Source organism: Pseudoalteromonas sp. S4741 (genome assembly GCF_005886135.1).
Classification (GTDB): domain Bacteria; phylum Pseudomonadota; class Gammaproteobacteria; order Enterobacterales; family Alteromonadaceae; genus Pseudoalteromonas; species Pseudoalteromonas tetraodonis.
This window is the reverse complement of sequence record NZ_PNCN01000062.1, coordinates 1-20,085: the sequence shown is the minus strand read 5'-3', so window position 1 is coordinate 20,085 and position 20,085 is coordinate 1. Positions and strand designations below refer to the sequence as shown.

Genomic DNA, 20,085 nt, shown 5'->3' with positions numbered 1-20,085 from the left:
GACGAAAGATGGCTAATAATTTATTAGCCATCTTGTTATATAACTATTAATTTCTGCGCTAAAAAAAAGGGCTTATAAATGCACGAAGGTGTGATGAAGGCATGGCTAGAATCTTCACATTTAAACGGCGGTAACGTTGCTTATGTTGAAGAGCTTTATGAAGCGTATTTAGACGATGCGACTTCGGTGCCAGAAGAATGGCGAGAAGTGTTCGAACAGTTACCAAAAGTAGATGGTGTGGATGTTGAAGTAAAACATTCAGAAGTTCGTTCACAATTTGCGGCGCTTGCTAAAAACAAGCATAGAGAAGTAGTGGTAGCAGAGGGCAGTGGTGGCGACCTTAAACAGGTTAAAGTACTGCAACTTATTAATGCTTTCCGTTTTCGGGGACACCAAAATGCAAACCTAGATCCACTAGGTATTTGGCAACGAGAACGTGTACGAGATTTAGAGCTAGAGTACCACGACTTATCGGATGCTGACTTTGACCGCGAATTTAACGTAGGATCGTTTGCCGTTGGCCGCGATACTATGCCTTTAGGTGAGTTATACCAAGCACTAAAAACCACTTATTGTGGTTCTATTGGCGCCGAGTATATGCACATCACATCAACAGAAGAAAAGCGTTGGTTACAACAGCGTTTAGAGTCTGTTCAGTCTAGGCCAAAATTTGATAAAAATGAAAAGCTACGAATCCTCAAGGGATTAACAGCGGCTGACGGTCTTGAAAAATATTTAGGGGCTAAGTTCCCGGGTGCTAAGCGTTTCTCACTTGAAGGTGGCGATGCGTTAGTGCCTATGTTAAAAGAGCTTATTCACCGTGCCGGTGAAAGTGGCCAGAAAGAAGCCGTTATTGGTATGGCTCACCGCGGTCGCTTAAATGTTCTTGTTAATGTGCTAGGCAAAAATCCATCAGAACTTTTTGATGAGTTTGCTGGCAAGCACAAAGAAACGTTAGGCTCAGGTGATGTTAAATACCACATGGGTTATTCATCAGATTTTGCGACTAAAGGTGGCAACGTGCACATGGCACTTGCGTTTAACCCGTCGCATTTAGAAATCGTAAACCCGGTGGTTATGGGCTCTGTGCGTGCACGTCTTGATCGTCTTAATGACAAAACAGGTAGCAAAGCACTTCCAATCACTATCCACGGCGACTCAGCAATTGCAGGTCAGGGTGTTGTTCAAGAAACGTTTAACTTATCGCAAACTAATGCATTTAGTTGTGGCGGTAGTATCCGTATTGTTGTTAATAACCAAGTTGGTTTTACAACAAGCAAAAAAGACGACGTACGCTCAACTGATTACTGTACTGATATCGCGAAAATGGTTCAATCACCAATTTTCCACGTAAACTCTGACGATCCTGAAGCGGTTGCTTTTGTAACGCAACTCGCGCTTGATTTTAGAAATCAGTTTAAACGTGACGTTGTGATTGACCTTGTTTGTTACCGTCGCCATGGTCATAACGAAGCTGATGAGCCTAACGCTACACAGCCAATTATGTACCAAAAAATTAAAAAACACCCAGTACCTCGCTTAATCTACGCGGATCAGCTGATTTCTGAAGGTTCTTTCACAGAAGATGAAGTGAAAGCGCTTGCAGACGATTACCGTAATGGTTTAGACGATGGCAACTGTGTTGTTGAAGAAATACAGCCAGAAACATCACACTCTTCAGATTGGGCTAAGTATGTAGGCCATGAATGGAGTGTTGATTACGATGCTAGCGTTTCGGTAGAAAAGCTTAAAGAGCTTGGTAACATAGTTGCAAGTTACCCAGAAGAGTACAAAGCACAATCTCGTGTTAAAAAAATATACGATGATCGTAAAGCAATGGCTGCTGGCGAAAAACCACTTGATTGGGGTATGGCAGAAACTTTAGCGTATGCAACTATTGCAGCTGAAGGCACTGATATTCGTCTAACTGGACAAGATTCAGGCCGTGGTACCTTTTTCCACCGTCATGCGGTTGTTCATAGTCAAAAAGATGGTGCAACGTATTTACCATTACAGAACCTTAGTGAAGACCAAGGTACGTTTGAAGTTTTTGATTCGGTACTGTCTGAAGAAGCGGTATTAGCATTTGAATATGGTTATGCAACTGCAGAGCCGACTTCATTAGTATTGTGGGAAGCACAATTTGGTGATTTCGCTAATGGTGCACAGGTGGTATTTGACCAGTTCTTAAGTTCAGGTGAGCAAAAGTGGGGTCGCTTATGTGGCTTAACCTGCTTGTTACCTCATGGCTATGAAGGTCAGGGTCCAGAGCACAGCTCGGCTCGTCTAGAACGCTTTTTACAGCTTTGTGCTGATCACAATATGCAAGTATGTGTGCCATCAACACCGGCGCAAGTGTACGCAATGTTACGTCGTCAATCAGTTAGACCACTGCGTCGTCCACTGATTGTAATGACACCGAAATCGTTATTACGTCATCCATTAGCAACATCGACACTTGAAGAGTTATCTCAAGGTGTGTTCCACAATATCATTGATGAAATTGATGAGATTGATGCTAAGAAAGTAGAACGTGTTGTATTTTGTAGCGGCAAAGTTTATTACGAACTATTACAAGAGCGTCGTAAACTTGAGCAAGACAATATTGCAATTGTTCGTGTTGAACAGCTTTATCCGTTCCCACATGACGAAATGAAAGCAATTATTGAACGTTACCAGCACGTTACTGATTTTGTGTGGTGTCAGGAAGAGCCGCAAAACCAAGGCGCTTGGTACTGCTCACAACATCACTTTGTTGATGCAATACCTCAAGGTGCAAAATTGAAATATGCAGGTCGTAAGGCGTCAGCATCTCCTGCATGTGGATATATGTCAGTACATACTAAAGAACAACAAGCGCTCGTTGCCGACGCGCTTACTATAGAAAAGAAAGGATAAGCAATGAGCACAGAAATTAAAGTTCCTGTTCTTCCTGAGTCGGTTGCAGATGCTTCCGTTGCTACATGGCATGTAAGTGTTGGCGACAAAGTAAGCCGTGACCAAAACTTAGTAGATATTGAAACAGACAAAGTGGTTTTAGAAGTGGTTGCACAAAATGACGGTGTGATCACTGAAATTTCACAAGAAGAAGGTGCTACGGTACTTGGTGACCAAGTGATCGGTTTAATTGGTGATGCGCAAGAAGCATCACCTAATAAAGAGCCAAAAGAAGATAGCTCAGCATCAGAAAAATCAGAAGACGCGCCGGCGGCGCAATCAGCACCAGCATCAGAAGGTAAAGAAGTGGATATTAAAGTACCTGTACTTCCAGAATCAGTTGCAGATGCAACAATTGCTACTTGGCATGTTCAACCAGGTGACGCGGTAACACGCGATCAAAACTTGGTAGATATCGAAACAGATAAAGTTGTACTTGAAGTGGTTGCCCAAGAAGACGGCGTTATGGGTGAAATCATTCATGACGAAGGCGACACTGTTCTTGGTGAGCAAGTAATTGGTAAAGTAAAAGCAGGCGCTGCACCCGCTAAATCTGACGTTAAAGCAGATGCTAAAGCTGCCAAAGAAGAAAGCTCAAGCGACAGTTCAGATGTGTTAACGCCATCTGTTCGTCGTTTAATTGCTGAGAAAGGCCTTGATGCATCAAAAATCAAAGGTTCAGGCAAAAATGGTCGTGTGACTAAAGAAGATGTTGATCAATTCTTAAAATCACCTGCGCCAGCAGCAAAAGCTGAAGAAGCGCCAGCAGCACCTATGGGTGACCGTACGCAAAAACGTGTGCCTATGACACGTTTACGTAAAACCATTGCGAATCGCCTTCTTGAAGCGAAAAACTCTACTGCAATGTTAACTACATTTAACGAAGTTAACATGAAGCCAATCATGGATCTTCGTAAGCAGTACCAAGAAGTATTTGAAAAGCGCCACGGTATCCGTTTAGGTTTCATGTCTTTCTACGTGAAAGCAGTGACTGAAGCGTTAAAGCGTTTCCCAGATGTAAATGCATCAATTGATGGCGATGATATTGTTTACCACAACTATTTTGACATCAGCATTGCTGTTTCTACACCTCGTGGCTTAGTAACACCTGTACTTAAAGACTGTGACAAGCTATCTGTTGCAGAAATCGAAAAGGGGATTCGTGAGTTAGCGCTTAAAGGCCGTGATGGTAAGCTAACGCTTGACGATATGACCGGCGGTAACTTCACTATTACTAACGGTGGTGTATTCGGTTCGTTACTATCTACTCCAATTATTAACTTACCGCAGTCTTCAATTTTGGGTATGCACAAAATCCAAGATCGTCCAATGGCTGTAAACGGTAAAGTTGAAATCTTACCTATGATGTACTTAGCGTTATCGTACGATCACCGCCAAATCGATGGTAAAGAATCAGTTGGTTTCTTAGTAACAATTAAAGAGTTACTTGAAGATCCAACACGTTTACTGCTGGATGTTTAATTAAGTAGTATGAAATATAAGCTGTGAGTTAAAATCACAGCTTTTTTTTTGTGCCTATGGTCATACTGGGGTTTTCATGTAGCGCCATGAGATCTATACTAGGCATGCAATTTGGGATAGTTGTTTATTTGCATAAATATTCAACTCTTTTAATATAAAAAATTGGATAAAGCATCATGAATTTGCATGAGTATCAGGCAAAACAACTTTTTGCCGAATATGGTTTACCAGTTTCTCAAGGTTTCGCTTGCGATACACCTGAAGAAGCTGCAGCAGCTGCTGAAAAGATTGGCGGCGATATGTGGGTTGTTAAAACTCAGGTTCACGCAGGTGGACGTGGTAAAGCTGGCGGTGTAAAGCTAGTTAAAACTATCGACGAAGTTAAAGCGTTTGCAGCTAACTGGTTAGGTAAAAACCTAGTTACTTACCAAACAGATGAGAAAGGCCAGCCAGTTGCTAAAATTTTAGTAGAAAGCTGTACTGACATCGCTAACGAACTGTACCTAGGTGCTGTTGTTGACCGTGCTTCTCGTAAAGTTGTGTTCATGGCGTCTACTGAAGGCGGCGTTGAAATTGAAACTGTTGCTGAAGAAACACCAGAACTTATCCACAAAGCTGAGATCGATCCATTAGTAGGTCCTCAAGCTTACCAAGCACGTGAGCTTGGTTTTAAATTGGGTCTTAACCCAACGCAAATGAAACAGTTTGTTAAGATCTTCATGGGTCTTGGTAATATGTTCAACGATTTCGATTTTGCATTACTTGAAATCAACCCGCTAGTAATCACAGATGAAGGTAACCTTCATTGTCTAGATGGTAAAATCGGTATCGATGGTAATGCACTTTACCGTCAACCTAAAATCCGTGAAATGCACGATCCATCTCAAGAAGATGCGCGTGAAGCTCACGCAGCAAGCTTCGAGCTTAACTACGTAGCCCTTGATGGTAACGTAGGTTGTATGGTTAATGGTGCAGGCCTAGCAATGGGTACTATGGACATCGTAAACCTACACGGTGGCAAGCCAGCTAACTTCTTAGATGTTGGTGGCGGTGCAACGAAAGAACGTGTATCTGAAGCATTCAAAATTATCCTTTCAGATGACAACGTTAAAGCTGTTTTAGTTAACATCTTCGGCGGTATCGTTCGTTGTGACATGATTGCAGAAGGCATCATTGGCGCAGTTAAAGAAGTAGGTGTAACAGTACCAGTAGTTGTACGTTTAGAAGGTACTAATGCTGAACTAGGTCGTGAAGTACTTGCTAAGTCTGATCTAAACATCATCGCTGCTGAATCATTAACAGACGCGGCTGAAAAAGTTGTTGCTGCTGCGGAGGGCAAATAATGTCTGTATTAATCAATAAAGATACAAAAGTTATCTGTCAAGGTTTCACTGGTGGTCAAGGTACTTTCCACTCAGAGCAAGCGCTTGAGTACGGTACACAAATGGTTGGTGGTGTAAGCCCAGGTAAAGGAGGTCAAACGCACCTTGGTCTTCCAGTATTTAACACAGTACGTGACGCTGTAGAAGCAACTGGCGCAACTGCATCAGTTATCTACGTACCAGCACCTTTTTGTAAAGATGCAATCTTAGAAGCAATCGATGCTGGCATCGAGCTAATTGTTTGTATCACTGAGGGTATTCCTACACTTGATATGGTTGACGTTAAAGTTAAACTAGATCAAACAGGTACACGTATGATCGGTCCTAACTGTCCAGGTGTTATCACTCCTGGTGAGACTAAGATTGGTATCATGCCTGGTCACATCCACAAGCCTGGTAAAGTAGGTATTGTTTCTCGCTCTGGTACTTTAACGTACGAAGCGGTTAAGCAAACTACAGATGCTGGTTTTGGTCAGTCTACGTGTGTTGGTATTGGTGGCGACCCAATCCCAGGTACTAACTTTATCGACGTTTTAGAAATGTTCGAAAAAGACGACCAAACTGAAGCAATCGTAATGATTGGTGAAATTGGTGGTACTGCAGAAGAAGAAGCTGCACAGTACATCAAAGCTAACGTAACTAAACCTGTTGTTTCTTACATTGCTGGTGTTACTGCACCAGAAGGTAAGCGTATGGGTCACGCTGGCGCAATCATCGCAGGCGGCAAAGGTACTGCTGATGAGAAATTTGCTGCATTAGAAGCTGCGGGCGTAAAAACTGTACGTTCACTTGCTGATATCGGTAAAGCACTTAAAGAAAAAACAGGCTGGTAATCAGCGGTTATTCTTTAAAAAAGGCTCGCAATTGCGAGCCTTTTTGTTATTTATAGCAAGAGTATAAAGCCCTTAATTTTAAAACGGGTAACTGATATGCTGAAAAAAGCGTACAGCTAAATCTTGGCGTTGTTTATTAATTGCTAGCTCATCACATAAGCCATGAATAGTTTTTTCTACTTGGTTCATAAAGCGACCATAGCCAATTTCATGTTTATTATGCTCAGCTGCCACAATGACAAAATGCAGCGTCTCTACTAGTTTATTTTCATCAAAAAATACTTTCATTTGTGGCGCTGAATCTTCTATATCAAAACTAATTTTTTGTAGTTCCACATTTCCCTCATTCCGATCTACTTGGCTGTTGCGAATTATTGGCATTGCGCCATTAGCAACCATCGCAGCGTGCGTGAGTTTATTATCTTCACATAACTGGGTAAATAGTTTTGAAAAGTGAGAGTAGAATGGCTGGTAAGTCTGGCTGTTAATTTCACTCTGAAACTGCGTTTTAATATTACGTGACACGGGAATAGAGAAGGTGACATAAGTCATTTCAGCATGGCTACTAGGTATCGCGCATTGTCTGGATTGATAACGAGGGTATAAACTTCTTAGTTTATATCCATAGCTTTCTTTATTAGCTTTTTCTTTAGCGAATAAATCATAGGTTAAATGTTGATGATCGCGCAGCTTAAAGCTTGGCTGGTCTAAAAATAACTGATCTTGTAAATGACTCAATACTTTTTGTACATTGGTATGAAATTGCGCAGAGTGGGCACGTATATCTTCACCAGTAGCTAAAAACAATAGGCGTATTTTTTTACTTTGCTGATTTTGTGTGTGATGTAGTTTATGCGCTTCATGGTAACGAGGGTTATAAAAAAACAACATTTGCTTATCGGTTTCAAGTTGGTAAGACTCATCATGAAATCTCACCACGGGGAGTTTATCATTTGCAAGTAAATGGACATTATGCAGTTCATATTCATCACATAATGCAAATAACTGACGCGCAATTCGTTCATAGCAAGCATTAATATTACTGAAGTTTTTATAAAAATCTTCATTAGGTGTAATTTCGGCTAATAAGTAATGATTTGCACGTGCATTACTTGGAATATATATGCGGTGTTGATTTAATGAGGCCATCTTCGTTCCTTTAAGTTGGGGTTATTCGTTTACTATAAATCGCTTTAATGACTTTAATATTGCGCTAAAACAAATTTTGCTCATAAACTATCCCTTATCTAACAAACTTTGGTAATAACTGCATAAACCCGCATCTATTACTGTATGTTAAGGTTGGTTTTTGTAATAATGCAGTAGTTTTGTTATCACGCAATATACAGAGGTTTATAATCCTATGGCGGAAATCGAGAATCGCCCAAATAACTTTATTAGAACCCGAATTGATGAAGATTTAGCAAGTGGAAAACATGCCACAACGCATACCCGTTTTCCACCTGAACCTAATGGCTTTTTACATATTGGCCATGCAAAATCAATTTGCCTAAATTTTGGTATCGCCAAAGACTATAACGGTTTATGTAACCTTCGTTTTGACGATACAAATCCAGAAAAAGAAGATATTAACTACGTTAATTCAATTAAAGAAGACGTACAGTGGTTAGGGTTTAATTGGGATGGTGAGATTAAGTATTCGTCAAACTATTTTGATCTACTTTATGGTTATGCGGTAGAGCTTATTAATAAAGGCTTAGCGTATGTTTGTTTCTTAACTGCTGATCAAGCTCGCGAATACCGTGGTACATTAAAAGAGCCTGGTAAAAACAGCCCATACCGCGAAACATCACCTGAAGAAAACCTCGCATTATTTGAAAAAATGCGTAACGGTGAATTTAAAGAAGGTGAATGTGTCCTTCGCGCTAAAATAGATATGGCCAGCTCATTTATGGTGCTGCGCGATCCAATTATATACCGTATACGTTTTGCTAATCATCATCAAACAGCGGATAAGTGGTGCATTTACCCAATGTACGACTTCACGCATTGTATTTCTGATGCACTTGAAGGCATTACTCATTCATTATGTACGCTAGAGTTCCAAGATAACCGTCGTTTATATGACTGGGTATTGGATAACATCAGCCTTGAATGTCACCCGCAACAAATTGAGTTTTCACGTTTAAACCTTGAATACACAATTATGTCAAAGCGTAAGCTTAATGACTTAGTAGTTAATAAGCACGTAGAAGGGTGGGATGATCCGCGTATGCCAACCATTGCGGGTCTGCGTCGTCGTGGTTATACACCGGCATCTGTGCGTGAATTCTGTCAGCGTATCGGTATTACTAAGCAGGAAAATATGGTTGAAATGGGCATGCTTGAAGCGTGTATCCGTGATGACTTAAACGAAAATGCTCCGCGTGCAATGGCTGTACTTGATCCACTGAAAATTGTGATTGAGAATTATGAAGCCGATAAAGTAGAAACACTTTCTGTGGCTAATCACCCAAATAAAGAAGAAATGGGTCGCCGTGAAGTGCCTTTCACGCGTGAAATTTTTATCGAACGTGAAGATTTCCGTGAAGAAGCGAACAATAAATTTAAACGTTTAGTGCTTGATAAAGAAGTACGCTTACGTGGTGCTTATGTGATTAAGGCAGAGCGTGTTGAAAAAGACGACAATGGTGAAATTACCACTATTTACTGTACTTACGATCCTGAAACATTGGGTAAAAATCCAAGCGATGGTCGTAAAGTAAAAGGGGTTATTCATTGGGTATCTGCGCCTGAGTCAGTGACAGCTGAAGTACGTTTATATGACCGTTTATTCAGTGTGCCTAACCCTGCAGCCGCAGAGGACTTTGAAAGCACGTTAAACCCAGACTCATTAGTGGTTATTTCTAATGCTAAACTTGAACCTTCATTGGCTAATTCTGTACCTGCACAAGGTTTTCAGTTTGAGCGTACCGGTTATTTCTCACGTGATACTAAATCAGAAAACCTGGTATTTAACCAAACGGTAGGCTTACGTGATTCGTGGGCTAAAATAGAGCACAAATAATATTGCTCTATTTTTTAGTTATAAAAAAACCTGCTTAATCGCAGGTTTTTTTTTATTAAACTAAATAGGCTTTTAACTATTGCTTTGCGCAAACGCTTTACACGCGTCTTTATCTTCACATTCGCCATATAGGTAAAGAGAGTGATTGGTCAGCTTAATACCGTTTTCTTCAGCTATTTCAAGTTGACGACGTTCAATTAAATCATCTTCAAACTCAACAACTTTGCCACATTTTAAACACACTAAGTGGTCATGGTGAGTGCTGCCAGAAAGTTCAAATACTGACTTACCGCCTTCAAAGTGGTGACGGCTTACAATTCCTGCATCATCAAATTGATTTAAAACACGGTAAACAGTCGCAAGACCAATTTCTTCGCCTAGATCTAATAAAACCTTGTAAACATCTTCAGCGCTTATGTGTTGGTTATCTGGAGATTGAAGAATCTCTAAAATTTTAATACGCGGTAAAGTTACCTTTAGCCCGGCTTTTTTAAGTTCCAAGTTATGATCAGTCATTAAATCTGTCTCAATTTTATTTAGTTATACTAGACATCTTGCAAGATGTACTCGTCACAATAACAGTTAGGATAACGTGCCTTAGCAGGAAGTGCAAAGAACAATTGATCTATATCAATATTAACGCGGAAAATGCTAACTGTTTGATAATATTTTAAACAGTTAGCATTAAAAAGGGGGGATTAATCTGCTAACTCACTTAAGCACATTTCATCATACACCTGAGCACACCACTGTTTAACACGCTGCTCAGTCAATTCTGGCTGACGGTCTTCATCAATACCTAAACCAACAAAATGCTTGTCATCAGCCATGCCTTTTGATGCTTCAAAATCATAACTGTCTGTAGGCCAATGGCCTACAACAATAGCGCCACGTTCTGTTACGATATCGTTGATCATGCCCATAGCATCTAAGAAGTATTCTGCATAGTCTTCTTGGTCGCCACAGCCAAAAATAGCCACTAGTTTACCTTCAAAGCTTACTTCTTCAAGCTCAGGAAAGAAATCATCCCAATCACATTGCGCTTCACCATAATACCAAGTTGGAATACCGAATAATATCAGATCAAACTCAGCAATCTCTTCTTTAGAGCTTTTTGCAATGTCATGCACAGCAACGAGCTTTTTACCCAATTCTTTTTGGATCATTTTTGCTACGTGTTCTGTGTTACCTGTGTCACTTCCGAAAAAAATGCCTACACTTGCCATGGATTTAAACCTTTTATCTATCAATAGCCAATCTTTCTTGTAAAATTGTTTCGATCAACGCACTGCGGCTAATATTTTGTGCATCTGCCATATCACTCAGTGCCTGATACAGCTGTGACGAAACTTTAAATTCAACACGCTTTAAACCACGTGCCTTATCTCTTTTTATTTGATTACGTTTATTAACCTTTAACTGCATATCCCGAGGAAGGGGATTTGTTTTAGGTCTTCCTGGACGTTTCTCGTATTCAAATAAATCAAGCGTTGTTCTATCTGTTTCTGACTTGGCCATGCTTAACCTACACCCGCACCTTGCCAAAATACCTGAATAAGTCCTTTGGCAATAAAGCCAGAGCAACCTAAAAAGAGTACCAGCCACACAATATAACGACCAAATTTAGGCACATTGCCGCTTTTCAGTACGTCTTTAATTGCCAAGCCGATAAAAATAAAAATACCTGCTAAGCCAAAATACAACCCTAAGGTATCAAATTCGTTAATAAACTGACTGACCATCGACGTATAACCTTTAAATTAAACGGCGCGTACTATAGCACATAAATCTTTAATTATTTAGTGTGATAAATCAAAAACACGCCATAAAAATAACATTAAACTGCAGTTAAAAAATCATTGATTGCTTTGTTTACAGCCTGTGGTTTTTGAGCATGTAACCAATGACCCGCACCATGAATGATTTTTGCACTGACGTTTTTAAACAGCGCATTAATCGCTTCGCGATGCTCGGTTAAAATGTAGTCAGAGTCATTACCTTTAATAAACAGAGTTTCGCACAAACAAGAATTATTTGCATTAATGTTTGCGGTAATAGTTGAATATTTATCATCGAGCACAGGTAAATTAAAGCGCCAAACAAAGTACCCATCATCATTTTTATATAAACTTTTTAATAAAAACTGACGTACACCTAACTCCTCTATATACGGTTGCATTATTAAATCAGCTTGCTTTCTATCATTAATATCTGCATTTTTTACTGCATTTAAAGCCTCAAGTATTTGAGTATGGCGCGCAGGGTAGCTCACAGGCGCAATATCAAGAACCACTAGTTTATCGACTAAATCAGTATGGCTCAGTGCTATTTGCATCGCCACTTTGCCGCCCATGGAATGCCCTACAAGGTGGGCTTTTTGTATTTTTAATTTCGCCATTAATTCCACAATGTCATTGGCCATTGCAGTATAATCCATTTCATCGCTGTGGGGCGAAAGGCCATGATTACGTAAATCAACATTGGTTACGCAAAAATGCTCGCTTAATGGCTTTGCAATCACATTAAGGTTTTCTAAAGAGCCAAACAGTCCATGGATCAAAATAACATTTGGACCTTGACCAATTTGTTTGTAATTTAATTGCATAGACGTCTCCTTCAATTTTGCGCATAGTTTGCCGAGCATTACCCTAAAAAGCAAAAAATACAGATATTATTTGTATGTTGGACTCAAAAATACCTAGCTTCCTGATTATTTGGTCATTATTAATTACTACTATGTTTAGAGTCGCGTGGGTTGTAACTCGCATTTCTAACTGGATTGGGTATAATCAGCTAGAAAGAAAAATGTGACCCGTAATGACAGGAAGAACATGAAACAAATCGACATAGACGACGAGTTATATCAGTACATTGCAAGCAATACACAGAGTATTGGTGAGAGTGCATCCACTATTTTACGTCGTTTATTAAATCTCAACGGCGAAAAAATTAACACCACTAAATTAGACACTGATCATAAAAATGAAACCGTTAGTGTGTCTAATTCATCACTAGAACAACCTATAGCAGACGTTGAACAGCCAACCCAAGTAGCAAAACCGCCGGTAAATAAAAAAAATGCAAACGTATTTAATATTTTAAATAAAGAAGAGCTGGCAATGCAAAAAGGCGTTGTAGGTCGTTTCTTATTTATTTTAAGTGCATTTTATCGAACGCATAAAACAGACTTCTCTGTGGTGCTAGATATTAAAGGTCGAGATCGTGTTTACTTCGCGACCAGTAAAGAAGACTTAGTGAATAGCGGTAGTAGTATGAACCCAAAAAATATCACTGACAGTGAATATTGGGTGATGACCAATTCTAATACCACGCGTAAAAAAATGATGCTGCATGAAGTTGCACTTAGTTTAGGCTATAGCAACGAGCAAGCTGAAAAAATTCGTGATTATCTTTAAGGAAAGACCATGGCAATTCATTCCGGCGCAGGTAAAACTGCACCACAATCGGCTTTAGTGAATGTACCAAAGTTAGTGTCTGCGTATTATTTAAATGAGCCTGACTTAGAGCAAAACCCCGAGCATTGTGTTGCTTTTGGCACCTCAGGGCATCGAGGCTGTGCCTACGATGTAAAATTTAACGAATCGCACATATTATCAATCACCCAAGCTATTTGTGATTACAGAAAACAGAACGATATATTTGGTCCGTTATTTTTAGGTAAAGATACCCACGCACTGAGCGAGGCGGCCTTTAACTCAGCAATTGAAGTGTTGGTTGCTAATGAAGTGCAAGTGATCACCCAAGAAAATGGTGACTTTACTCCAACGCCAGTTATTAGCCATGCTATTGTTAGTTATAATAAAAATCATCCTAACGAGCTTGCCGATGGCATTGTAGTGACTCCATCTCATAATCCACCAGAAGATGGCGGTTTTAAATATAACCCGCCCAATGGCGGTCCTGCAGATACAGACGTTACAAAATGGATTGAAGACAGAGCCAATCAATTATTATTAGAAGACTTAGTTGAAGTAGAACTGTTTCCTTTTGCTAAAGCTTCACGTTCTGGTTTTATTCGCTACGAAGATTTAATGACGCCTTATATTGATGATTTAAAAAACATTATTAATTTAAAAGCGATTAGCGATGCAGGCATCAAGATTGGTATTGATCCATTAGGTGGCTCAGGCATTAACTTTTGGCCAGTGATTGCGCAAAAATATAATTTAGATTTAACGGTCGTTAATGACAGTGTTGATCCACGTTTTGCATTTATGCCGCTTGATAAAGATGGCAAAATTCGTATGGATTGCTCATCACCTTATTCAATGGCTAATTTAATTGCCCTTAAAGATGATTTTGATTTATCGATTGGTAATGATCCTGATTATGACCGTCACGGCATAGTAACACCAGATGGGTTAATGAATCCTAATCACTTTTTAGCCGTAGCGATTGACTATTTACTAACGCATCGTGATTGGGATGCCAGTGTTGAAATCGGTAAAACCCTTGTTTCTAGCTCAATGATTGACAAGGTAACTGAGCGCAACAAGCGTAAAGTAAAAGAAGTACCCGTTGGCTTTAAATGGTTTGTTGAGGGTTTAAACAAAGGCAAATTGGCCTTTGGTGGTGAAGAAAGCGCAGGTGCGGCTTTCTTACGTTTTGATGGCACGGTTTGGTGTACAGATAAAGATGGCTTTATTATGGGGCTACTTGCTGCTGAAATTCTTGCAGTTACGGGTAAAACCCCGTCTGCGCTGTATAAAGAACTAGAGCAAGAGTTTGGTGCGCCACTTTATAAACGCCTAGATGCGCCAGCAACGCCTGAGCAAAAGTCGCGATTAAAAGCACTCAGTGCTGATGACGTAAAAGCAGATACCTTAGCGGGTGAGCCTATTTTACAAAAGCTAACTCATGCGCCAGGTAATAATGCAGCTATTGGTGGGCTAAAAGTGGTAACTGAAAGCGGCTGGTTTGCGGCGCGTCCGTCAGGTACGGAAGATATTTATAAAATTTACTTAGAATCATTTAAAGGCGAAGAGCACTTAGCCTTATTAGAAAAAGAAGCTAAAAAACTGGTTGATTCAGTGATTAGCTAATATGCAATTACAACTAAAAACGGCTGATTTTATCAGCCGTTTTTGTATCTATAATTTACAAAAAAAGGGCTTTTATCGGTATGTCAGCCACTGCAGAATATATTAATCAATTAAAACAAGATGGTGATTTTTTAACGCTTTCGCGAAACCATGAATGGCATTTAGAGGCAGGTCAGTTTACGCTTAACAACCAGACTAAAGTAACCGTGCATGACACCGGTGTGATTGAGTTTGAGCCTGATTGTGTTACCTCAAAAGATGTGGTGCTATCCAGTGCCATTCATGGCAATGAGACAGCCCCCATTGAAATTTGCGATGAACTCATTAAACACATTATTAGTGGGCAACTTGAATTACAACAACGTGTTTTATTTATTTTTGGTAATCCTAAGTCAATTAATATTGGTAAACGATTTGTAGAAGAGAACTTAAACCGCTTGTTTAACGGCCACCACACTGTTGATGGTATAGCGATGAACGACGAACGCGTTCGCGCTGATAAACTTGAGCAATATGTTAGCGATTTTTACGCCCGTTCAGAGCAGGGTACGTATCGCTGTCATTATGATTTACATACCGCTATTCGCGGTTCTAAAAACGAAAAATTTGCTGTTTACCCATTCTTACATGGCAAGCCTTGGAAAAAGTCGCAACTGCAGTTCTTATTAAGCTGTGGTGTAAATACAGTATTGATGATGAAGTCTCCAGCCACCACGTTTAGCTACTATTCGTCGTTTGTGCATGGGGCTGACTCATTTACTGTAGAGCTTGGGCAAGTGAAACCCTTTGGTGAAAACGACATGTCACGTTTTGCAAAAACAAAACAAACTCTAACTGCATTAATTAGCCAAAAAGAAGTAAAATACCCAGAATTTAATGCAAGCGACTTTGAGTTGTTTTCTGTTCATCGTACTATTAACCGCACAGCGCAAAACTTTAGTTTTCCGTTTTCTAACGATGCCGAGAATTTTACAGGGTTTGCAAAGGGTGAGCTTTTAGCCACCGATGGCGACAATGCCATATATGCCGACGTAGAAGGGGAAGCAATTATTTTTCCTAACGCACAGGTTGCCATTGGGCAACGTGCATTACTTACAGTAGTCCCTATGCAAGTGGATAGCCGCTTTAGCTAAATCAACACATCAGACCACTTGTTGTGAAAATTTAACCAATTGATTAATAAGTGGTTAATTATATGTATAGTTAACTTGCCAGTTTTTTGCTCATTATTTACTTTTGTTTGGTCACAGTTTTGTTGAATAACACTTTACGTTAACGTAAAGTGTTGGCAGCTTTAATTAAATACAGTGCAGATGTTGCAAAGTTTATTCAGCAACTATCACCCATAATAATAATCCAAAGGGGCGCTGTGATACCGACAACAAAAGAAGGTAGGTTATGAGTAATCCCAATAACGTATCGCTGAATATTAATCATGAGCTTGAGTTTATTGACGGCCACGCACTTAATATTCCAACCCTGAGTATTTTAACTGAGGACGGCGACATTCATCCTAGTGCTCCTGCACCTGATATTTCTAAACAGACCGCTATTAAATTATACGAAACCATGCGTTTTATTCGTTTATTGGATGAACGTATGCAGGGTGCTCAACGCCAAGGGCGTGTTAGCTTTTACATGCAGTGTTTAGGAGAAGAAGCGGCGGTAACAGCCTCTGCTGCAGCCCTTGAACAAGATGACATGATCATGGCGCAATATCGTGAACAAGCAGCCTTACACTATCGTGGTTTTACCCTTGATCAATTTATGAACCAAATGTTTTCTAATGAATTAGATTTAGGTAAAGGCCGTCAAATGCCGATCCATTATGGCTCTAATGCACTTAACTACATGACCATTTCATCACCTTTGGGAACACAAATTCCACAGGCTACGGGTTACGCATATGGTCAAAAAGTAAAACACATTGATGCTAAAACAGGTGAACTAGCAAGTACTATTGATAACGTTACTATTTGTTATTTTGGTGAAGGGGCTGCTTCAGAAGGTGATTTTCATGCAGGCTTAAATATGGCTGCAGTACATAAAGCACCGGTTATCTTTTTTGCACGTAACAATGGTTATGCTATTTCAACCCCAGCCGATGAGCAATTTAAAGGCGATGGGATTGCATCGCGTGGTGTGGGTTATGGTATTAAAACTATTCGTGTTGATGGCAGTGATGCGCTCGCCGTTTACGCGGCTACTAAAAAAGCCCGCGAAATTGCTGCAACACAAGGTGAACCGGTATTAATTGAATCGATAGCGTATCGTTTAGGTGCGCATTCAACATCAGATGATCCAAGCGGTTACCGTTCAAAAGATGAAGAAGTAAACTATAAAACATGCCCAATTGAGCGCTTTAGAAAATGGTTAGTAAAACAAAATTGGTTAGATGACGCAGAAGATATCAAAGCGAAAGAAACAATTCGTGATGATATTTTAGCGGCACTAAAACGCGCTGAAGTAATTGATAAGCCGGCGTTAGAAGAGCTAATTTCAGATGTTTACGATACGCCAATTCCATCTTTACAACGTCAATATGATGAACTTAAAACGCATATAAAAGCACATCCAGACGCCTACCCCACAACAGCAGGGAGAATTAAGTAATGGCTAAAATGAACATGCTACATGCAATTAATTCTGCTTTAGATATCACCATGAATGAACATCCTCAAGCGTGTATTTTTGGTGAAGACGTGGGTTATTTTGGCGGTGTTTTTAGAGCAACATCAGGGTTACAAGAAAAGTACGGTAAGCATCGCGTATTCAATACTCCGCTCACAGAGCAAGGTATTTTAGGCTTTGCTAATGGTTTGGCTGCCTTTGGTGCACCTGCATTGGCAGAGATTCAATTTGCTGATTACATCTTTCCTGCGTTTGACCAAATAGTGAATGAATCGGCTAAGTTTCGTTATCGTAGTGGTAATGAGTTTAATGTGGGTAATCTAACGATTCGTACACCTTACGGTGGCGGTATTGCTGGTGGTTTGTATCACTCGCAATCGCCAGAAGCGTACTTTGCTCACACGCCAGGGTTAAAAATTGTCGTGCCGCGTAACCCGTACCAAGCTAAAGGCTTACTGCGTGCGTGTATTAAAGACGACAACCCGGTGCTATTTTTTGAGCCCAAACGTTTATACCGCGCTTCAACTGGTGAAGTGCCTGAAGAAGATTACAGCATTGAACTTGGTAAAGCTGAAGTGGTTCAAGAGGGTACTGACGTTACTTTATTAGCGTGGGGTGCACAAATGGAAATTATAGAAGCAGCGGCAAAACAAGCCAGTGAACAGGGCATTAGCTGTGAAGTAATTGACCTTCGCAGTATTTTACCGTGGGATGTTGAAACGATTGCTAAATCAGTCACTAAAACAGGCCGACTTATTGTTAGTCATGAAGCACCTATTACCAACGGCTTTGGCGCAGAAATAGCCGCAACCATCGCTCAAGAGTGTTTTCTGCATTTAGAGTCGCCTATTTTACGTGTGTGTGGTCTAGATACGCCATACCCGCTGGCGCTCGAAAAAGAATATGTTCCAGATGCATTAAAAGTAATGGCCGCAATTAAACAATCAGTGAACTTTTAGGGGTTTCCATGGCTAAAGATTTTATATTACCCGACATTGGTGAAGGCATAGTTGAATGCGAAGTAGTCGAATGGCTGGTACAAGAGGGCGACACTGTAAAAGAAGATCAGCCTATTTGTGATGTGATGACAGATAAAGCCTTAGTGCAAATTCCAGCGGTACACGATGGGGTGATCACTAAGCTGCATTGTAAAAAAGGCGATATAGCTAAAGTACATGCGCCGTTATTTGCAATGGATGTGGCTGGAGAAGCACCCAGTGAAGAGGCTGAAACATCTTCTTCACCAACAAGTGCTCGTGAACACTTAGAAGACTTTATTTTACCCGACATTGGTGAGGGTATTGTTGAGTGTGAAATTGTTGAATGGTTAGTGGCAGAGGGTGATGAAATAGAAGAAGATCAAGCCGTTTGTGATGTAATGACCGATAAAGCGCTAGTACAAATACCGGCTAAATACACAGGTACAGTGCAAAAGCTGTATTATCAAAAAGGTGAAATTGCAAAGGTGCATAGCCCACTATTTCAAATGACGATTGCAGGGCAAGCAGCAAAAGAAGATGTTGATGTTAACCAAGCTGTTGTAAAAGCACAAAGTAACGCAACGTCAGACTCACCCGCTAAGCAAACGCAAACTGCTATAGTTAACGAAAAAGCGGTTGCATCACCGGCGGTTAGGCGTAAAGCGCGTGAGCTTGACGTTGATTTAACCTGCGTACCAGGTAGTGGTAAAAATGGCCGTATTTATAAAGAAGATATTGAAGCGTTTATAAAAAATGAAGTGCCATCGGGCATGGATACCTCTGAGCTTAACAAGCCACAAACGACTCAGAGTAAAAGCACTCGTAGTACTGGACACGCAACTAGTTCGGGTGGAACGCGAACAGAAGCAATTAAAGGGATTAAAGCGGCCATGGCAAAACAAATGGTGGCGTCGGTTTCTACTATTCCACATTTTACCTACAGTGATGAAATTGACTTAACTGCTTTAATTGCACTTCGAACTGATCTTAAAGAGCAATATAAAGCACAGGGCGTTAAACTTACGATGATGCCGTTTTTTATTAAGGCGTTATCCTTGGCAATGACTGAATTCCCGGTACTTAACTCAAAAGTAAACGATGATTGCAGTGAAATTACCTACTACGATGATCACAATATTGGGGTTGCAGTGGATTCTAAAGTGGGCTTATTAGTACCAAATATTAAAGCCTGCCAAACTAAAAGTATTGTAGAGGTAGCTAATAATTTAACGCAATTAACTGACTCAGCTCGAGAAGGCCGCGTAGCACAAGATGATTTAAAAGGCGGTACTATTAGTATTTCCAATATTGGTGCGATTGGTGGCACTATAGCTACGCCAATTATTAATAAGCCAGAAGTGGCGATTGTTGCCTTAGGTAAATTACAGCACCTTCCGCGCTTTGACGAGCAAGGGCAAGTGGTATCGCGTGCAATTATGCAAGTAAGTTGGTCAGGGGATCACCGCGTAATTGATGGCGGCACTATCGCGCGCTTTAATAATTTATGGAAAGAATACCTAGAGCAGCCAGCTAAAATGATGATGGCAATGCGCTAACTCTTCATATTCATTTATAAATTAAAAAACCAGCAACTAGCTTAATGCCAGTCAGTTAAGAACTGACTGGCATTTTCTTTTATAGGGGTACTTATTCGGCTTCTTTCTTATCACCCTTGGATAATGCCTATCTGGTAACCTATCGGGTAAGATAAACAATCTAAGTGTTGTCAGTAACTCATCGTAATGAATA

Annotated in this window: 17 protein-coding genes; 11 read left to right on the top strand and 6 right to left on the bottom strand. The window is 40.3% G+C overall.

Going from position 1 to position 20,085, the window contains the following annotated elements; all coding sequences use genetic code 11:
• Window positions 1–78: 78 nt before the first annotated feature.
• The 4 genes from sucA (at window position 79) to sucD (ending at window position 6,634) form a co-directional block, all read left to right on the top strand.
• Window positions 79–2,898, top strand: a complete 2,820-nt coding sequence (gene sucA, locus CWC30_RS10060; RefSeq protein ID WP_138627016.1) for a 2-oxoglutarate dehydrogenase E1 component — start codon at window positions 79–81, stop codon at window positions 2,896–2,898.
• A gap of 3 nt (window positions 2,899–2,901) precedes the next feature.
• Window positions 2,902–4,419 (top strand): 2-oxoglutarate dehydrogenase complex dihydrolipoyllysine-residue succinyltransferase, encoded by a 1,518-nt coding sequence (gene odhB / locus CWC30_RS10055; protein WP_138627015.1) that lies wholly within the window; start codon window positions 2,902–2,904, stop codon window positions 4,417–4,419.
• Between the two features lie 176 nt (window positions 4,420–4,595).
• Entirely contained in the window at window positions 4,596–5,762 is a 1,167-nt protein-coding gene (gene sucC, locus CWC30_RS10050) for an ADP-forming succinate--CoA ligase subunit beta (RefSeq protein ID WP_008464053.1), read from the top strand.
• Window positions 5,762–6,634 carry a succinate--CoA ligase subunit alpha gene (gene sucD / locus CWC30_RS10045; protein ID WP_138627014.1) on the top strand — a complete coding sequence of 291 codons (873 nt, stop codon included), beginning with the start codon at window positions 5,762–5,764 and terminating at the stop codon, window positions 6,632–6,634. Before sucC ends, sucD begins: the two co-directional genes overlap by 1 nt.
• Before the next feature lie 78 nt (window positions 6,635–6,712).
• Here sucD and CWC30_RS10040 read toward each other — a convergent pair whose 3' ends face one another.
• On the bottom strand, window positions 6,713–7,783 hold the full coding sequence (locus CWC30_RS10040; RefSeq protein WP_138627013.1) for a DUF3083 family protein: 1,071 nt from the start codon (window positions 7,781–7,783) through the stop codon (window positions 6,713–6,715).
• Between the two features lie 214 nt (window positions 7,784–7,997).
• Between CWC30_RS10040 and glnS the strand changes: the two genes are divergently transcribed.
• Complete coding sequence (glnS, locus tag CWC30_RS10035) at window positions 7,998–9,662, top strand: glutamine--tRNA ligase (protein ID WP_138627012.1); 1,665 nt, start codon at window positions 7,998–8,000, stop codon at window positions 9,660–9,662.
• 72 nt (window positions 9,663–9,734) lie between these two features.
• On the opposite strand, the gene fur is transcribed toward glnS, so the two are convergent.
• The 5 genes from fur to CWC30_RS10010 all read right to left on the bottom strand — a co-directional run bounded on the left by fur (window position 9,735) and on the right by CWC30_RS10010 (window position 12,267).
• A complete protein-coding gene (gene fur / locus CWC30_RS10030; protein WP_013465004.1) occupies window positions 9,735–10,178 on the bottom strand; it encodes a ferric iron uptake transcriptional regulator in 444 nt (147 codons plus the stop codon).
• Between the two features lie 182 nt (window positions 10,179–10,360).
• On the bottom strand, window positions 10,361–10,888 hold the full coding sequence (gene fldA / locus CWC30_RS10025) for a flavodoxin FldA (RefSeq protein ID WP_008113772.1): 528 nt from the start codon (window positions 10,886–10,888) through the stop codon (window positions 10,361–10,363).
• A gap of 13 nt (window positions 10,889–10,901) precedes the next feature.
• Window positions 10,902–11,180, bottom strand: coding sequence for a LexA regulated protein (gene ybfE / locus CWC30_RS10020; protein WP_008113775.1), 279 nt, complete (start codon window positions 11,178–11,180; stop codon window positions 10,902–10,904).
• Between the two features lie 2 nt (window positions 11,181–11,182).
• Window positions 11,183–11,404 carry a DUF2788 domain-containing protein gene (locus tag CWC30_RS10015; protein WP_008113777.1) on the bottom strand — a complete coding sequence of 74 codons (222 nt, stop codon included), beginning with the start codon at window positions 11,402–11,404 and terminating at the stop codon, window positions 11,183–11,185.
• Between the two features lie 95 nt (window positions 11,405–11,499).
• Window positions 11,500–12,267 (bottom strand): alpha/beta fold hydrolase, encoded by a 768-nt coding sequence (locus tag CWC30_RS10010; RefSeq protein WP_138627011.1) that lies wholly within the window; start codon window positions 12,265–12,267, stop codon window positions 11,500–11,502.
• A 226-nt stretch (window positions 12,268–12,493) separates the two neighbouring features.
• Between CWC30_RS10010 and seqA the strand changes: the two genes are divergently transcribed.
• From seqA to CWC30_RS09980, 6 genes are all read left to right on the top strand, one after another.
• Window positions 12,494–13,078, top strand: a complete 585-nt coding sequence (gene seqA / locus CWC30_RS10005) for a replication initiation negative regulator SeqA (RefSeq protein WP_138627010.1) — start codon at window positions 12,494–12,496, stop codon at window positions 13,076–13,078.
• Window positions 13,079–13,087: 9 nt separating this feature from the next.
• Complete coding sequence (pgm, locus tag CWC30_RS10000; protein ID WP_013465002.1) at window positions 13,088–14,725, top strand: phosphoglucomutase (alpha-D-glucose-1,6-bisphosphate-dependent); 1,638 nt, start codon at window positions 13,088–13,090, stop codon at window positions 14,723–14,725.
• A gap of 80 nt (window positions 14,726–14,805) precedes the next feature.
• Window positions 14,806–15,858, top strand: coding sequence for a succinylglutamate desuccinylase (astE, locus tag CWC30_RS09995; protein WP_138627009.1), 1,053 nt, complete (start codon window positions 14,806–14,808; stop codon window positions 15,856–15,858).
• 265 nt (window positions 15,859–16,123) lie between these two features.
• The gene (locus CWC30_RS09990) at window positions 16,124–17,338 is read left to right on the top strand and encodes a thiamine pyrophosphate-dependent dehydrogenase E1 component subunit alpha (RefSeq protein ID WP_138627008.1); all 1,215 of its coding nucleotides are present in this window, start codon (window positions 16,124–16,126) and stop codon (window positions 17,336–17,338) included.
• Window positions 17,338–18,315, top strand: a complete 978-nt coding sequence (locus CWC30_RS09985; protein ID WP_013464999.1) for an alpha-ketoacid dehydrogenase subunit beta — start codon at window positions 17,338–17,340, stop codon at window positions 18,313–18,315. Before CWC30_RS09990 ends, CWC30_RS09985 begins: the two co-directional genes overlap by 1 nt.
• Before the next feature lie 8 nt (window positions 18,316–18,323).
• Window positions 18,324–19,892, top strand: a complete 1,569-nt coding sequence (locus CWC30_RS09980) for a dihydrolipoyllysine-residue acetyltransferase (protein ID WP_138627007.1) — start codon at window positions 18,324–18,326, stop codon at window positions 19,890–19,892.
• The last annotated feature ends 193 nt before the right edge of the window (window positions 19,893–20,085 follow it).

Excerpts from the sequence above, each read along its gene's own strand:
- sucA (WP_138627016.1), top strand. The coding sequence starts at position 79 with ATGCACGAAGGTGTGATGAAGGCATGGCTAGAATCTTCACATTTAAAC.
- odhB (WP_138627015.1), top strand. The coding sequence starts at position 2,902 with ATGAGCACAGAAATTAAAGTTCCTGTTCTTCCTGAGTCGGTTGCAGAT.
- sucC (WP_008464053.1), top strand. The coding sequence starts at position 4,596 with ATGAATTTGCATGAGTATCAGGCAAAACAACTTTTTGCCGAATATGGT.
- sucD (WP_138627014.1), top strand. The coding sequence starts at position 5,762 with ATGTCTGTATTAATCAATAAAGATACAAAAGTTATCTGTCAAGGTTTC.
- CWC30_RS10040 (WP_138627013.1), bottom strand. The coding sequence starts at position 7,783 with ATGGCCTCATTAAATCAACACCGCATATATATTCCAAGTAATGCACGT.
- glnS (WP_138627012.1), top strand. The coding sequence starts at position 7,998 with ATGGCGGAAATCGAGAATCGCCCAAATAACTTTATTAGAACCCGAATT.
- fur (WP_013465004.1), bottom strand. The coding sequence starts at position 10,178 with ATGACTGATCATAACTTGGAACTTAAAAAAGCCGGGCTAAAGGTAACT.
- fldA (WP_008113772.1), bottom strand. The coding sequence starts at position 10,888 with ATGGCAAGTGTAGGCATTTTTTTCGGAAGTGACACAGGTAACACAGAA.
- ybfE (WP_008113775.1), bottom strand. The coding sequence starts at position 11,180 with ATGGCCAAGTCAGAAACAGATAGAACAACGCTTGATTTATTTGAATAC.
- CWC30_RS10015 (WP_008113777.1), bottom strand. The coding sequence starts at position 11,404 with ATGGTCAGTCAGTTTATTAACGAATTTGATACCTTAGGGTTGTATTTT.
- CWC30_RS10010 (WP_138627011.1), bottom strand. The coding sequence starts at position 12,267 with ATGCAATTAAATTACAAACAAATTGGTCAAGGTCCAAATGTTATTTTG.
- seqA (WP_138627010.1), top strand. The coding sequence starts at position 12,494 with ATGAAACAAATCGACATAGACGACGAGTTATATCAGTACATTGCAAGC.
- pgm (WP_013465002.1), top strand. The coding sequence starts at position 13,088 with ATGGCAATTCATTCCGGCGCAGGTAAAACTGCACCACAATCGGCTTTA.
- astE (WP_138627009.1), top strand. The coding sequence starts at position 14,806 with ATGTCAGCCACTGCAGAATATATTAATCAATTAAAACAAGATGGTGAT.
- CWC30_RS09990 (WP_138627008.1), top strand. The coding sequence starts at position 16,124 with ATGAGTAATCCCAATAACGTATCGCTGAATATTAATCATGAGCTTGAG.
- CWC30_RS09985 (WP_013464999.1), top strand. The coding sequence starts at position 17,338 with ATGGCTAAAATGAACATGCTACATGCAATTAATTCTGCTTTAGATATC.
- CWC30_RS09980 (WP_138627007.1), top strand. The coding sequence starts at position 18,324 with ATGGCTAAAGATTTTATATTACCCGACATTGGTGAAGGCATAGTTGAA.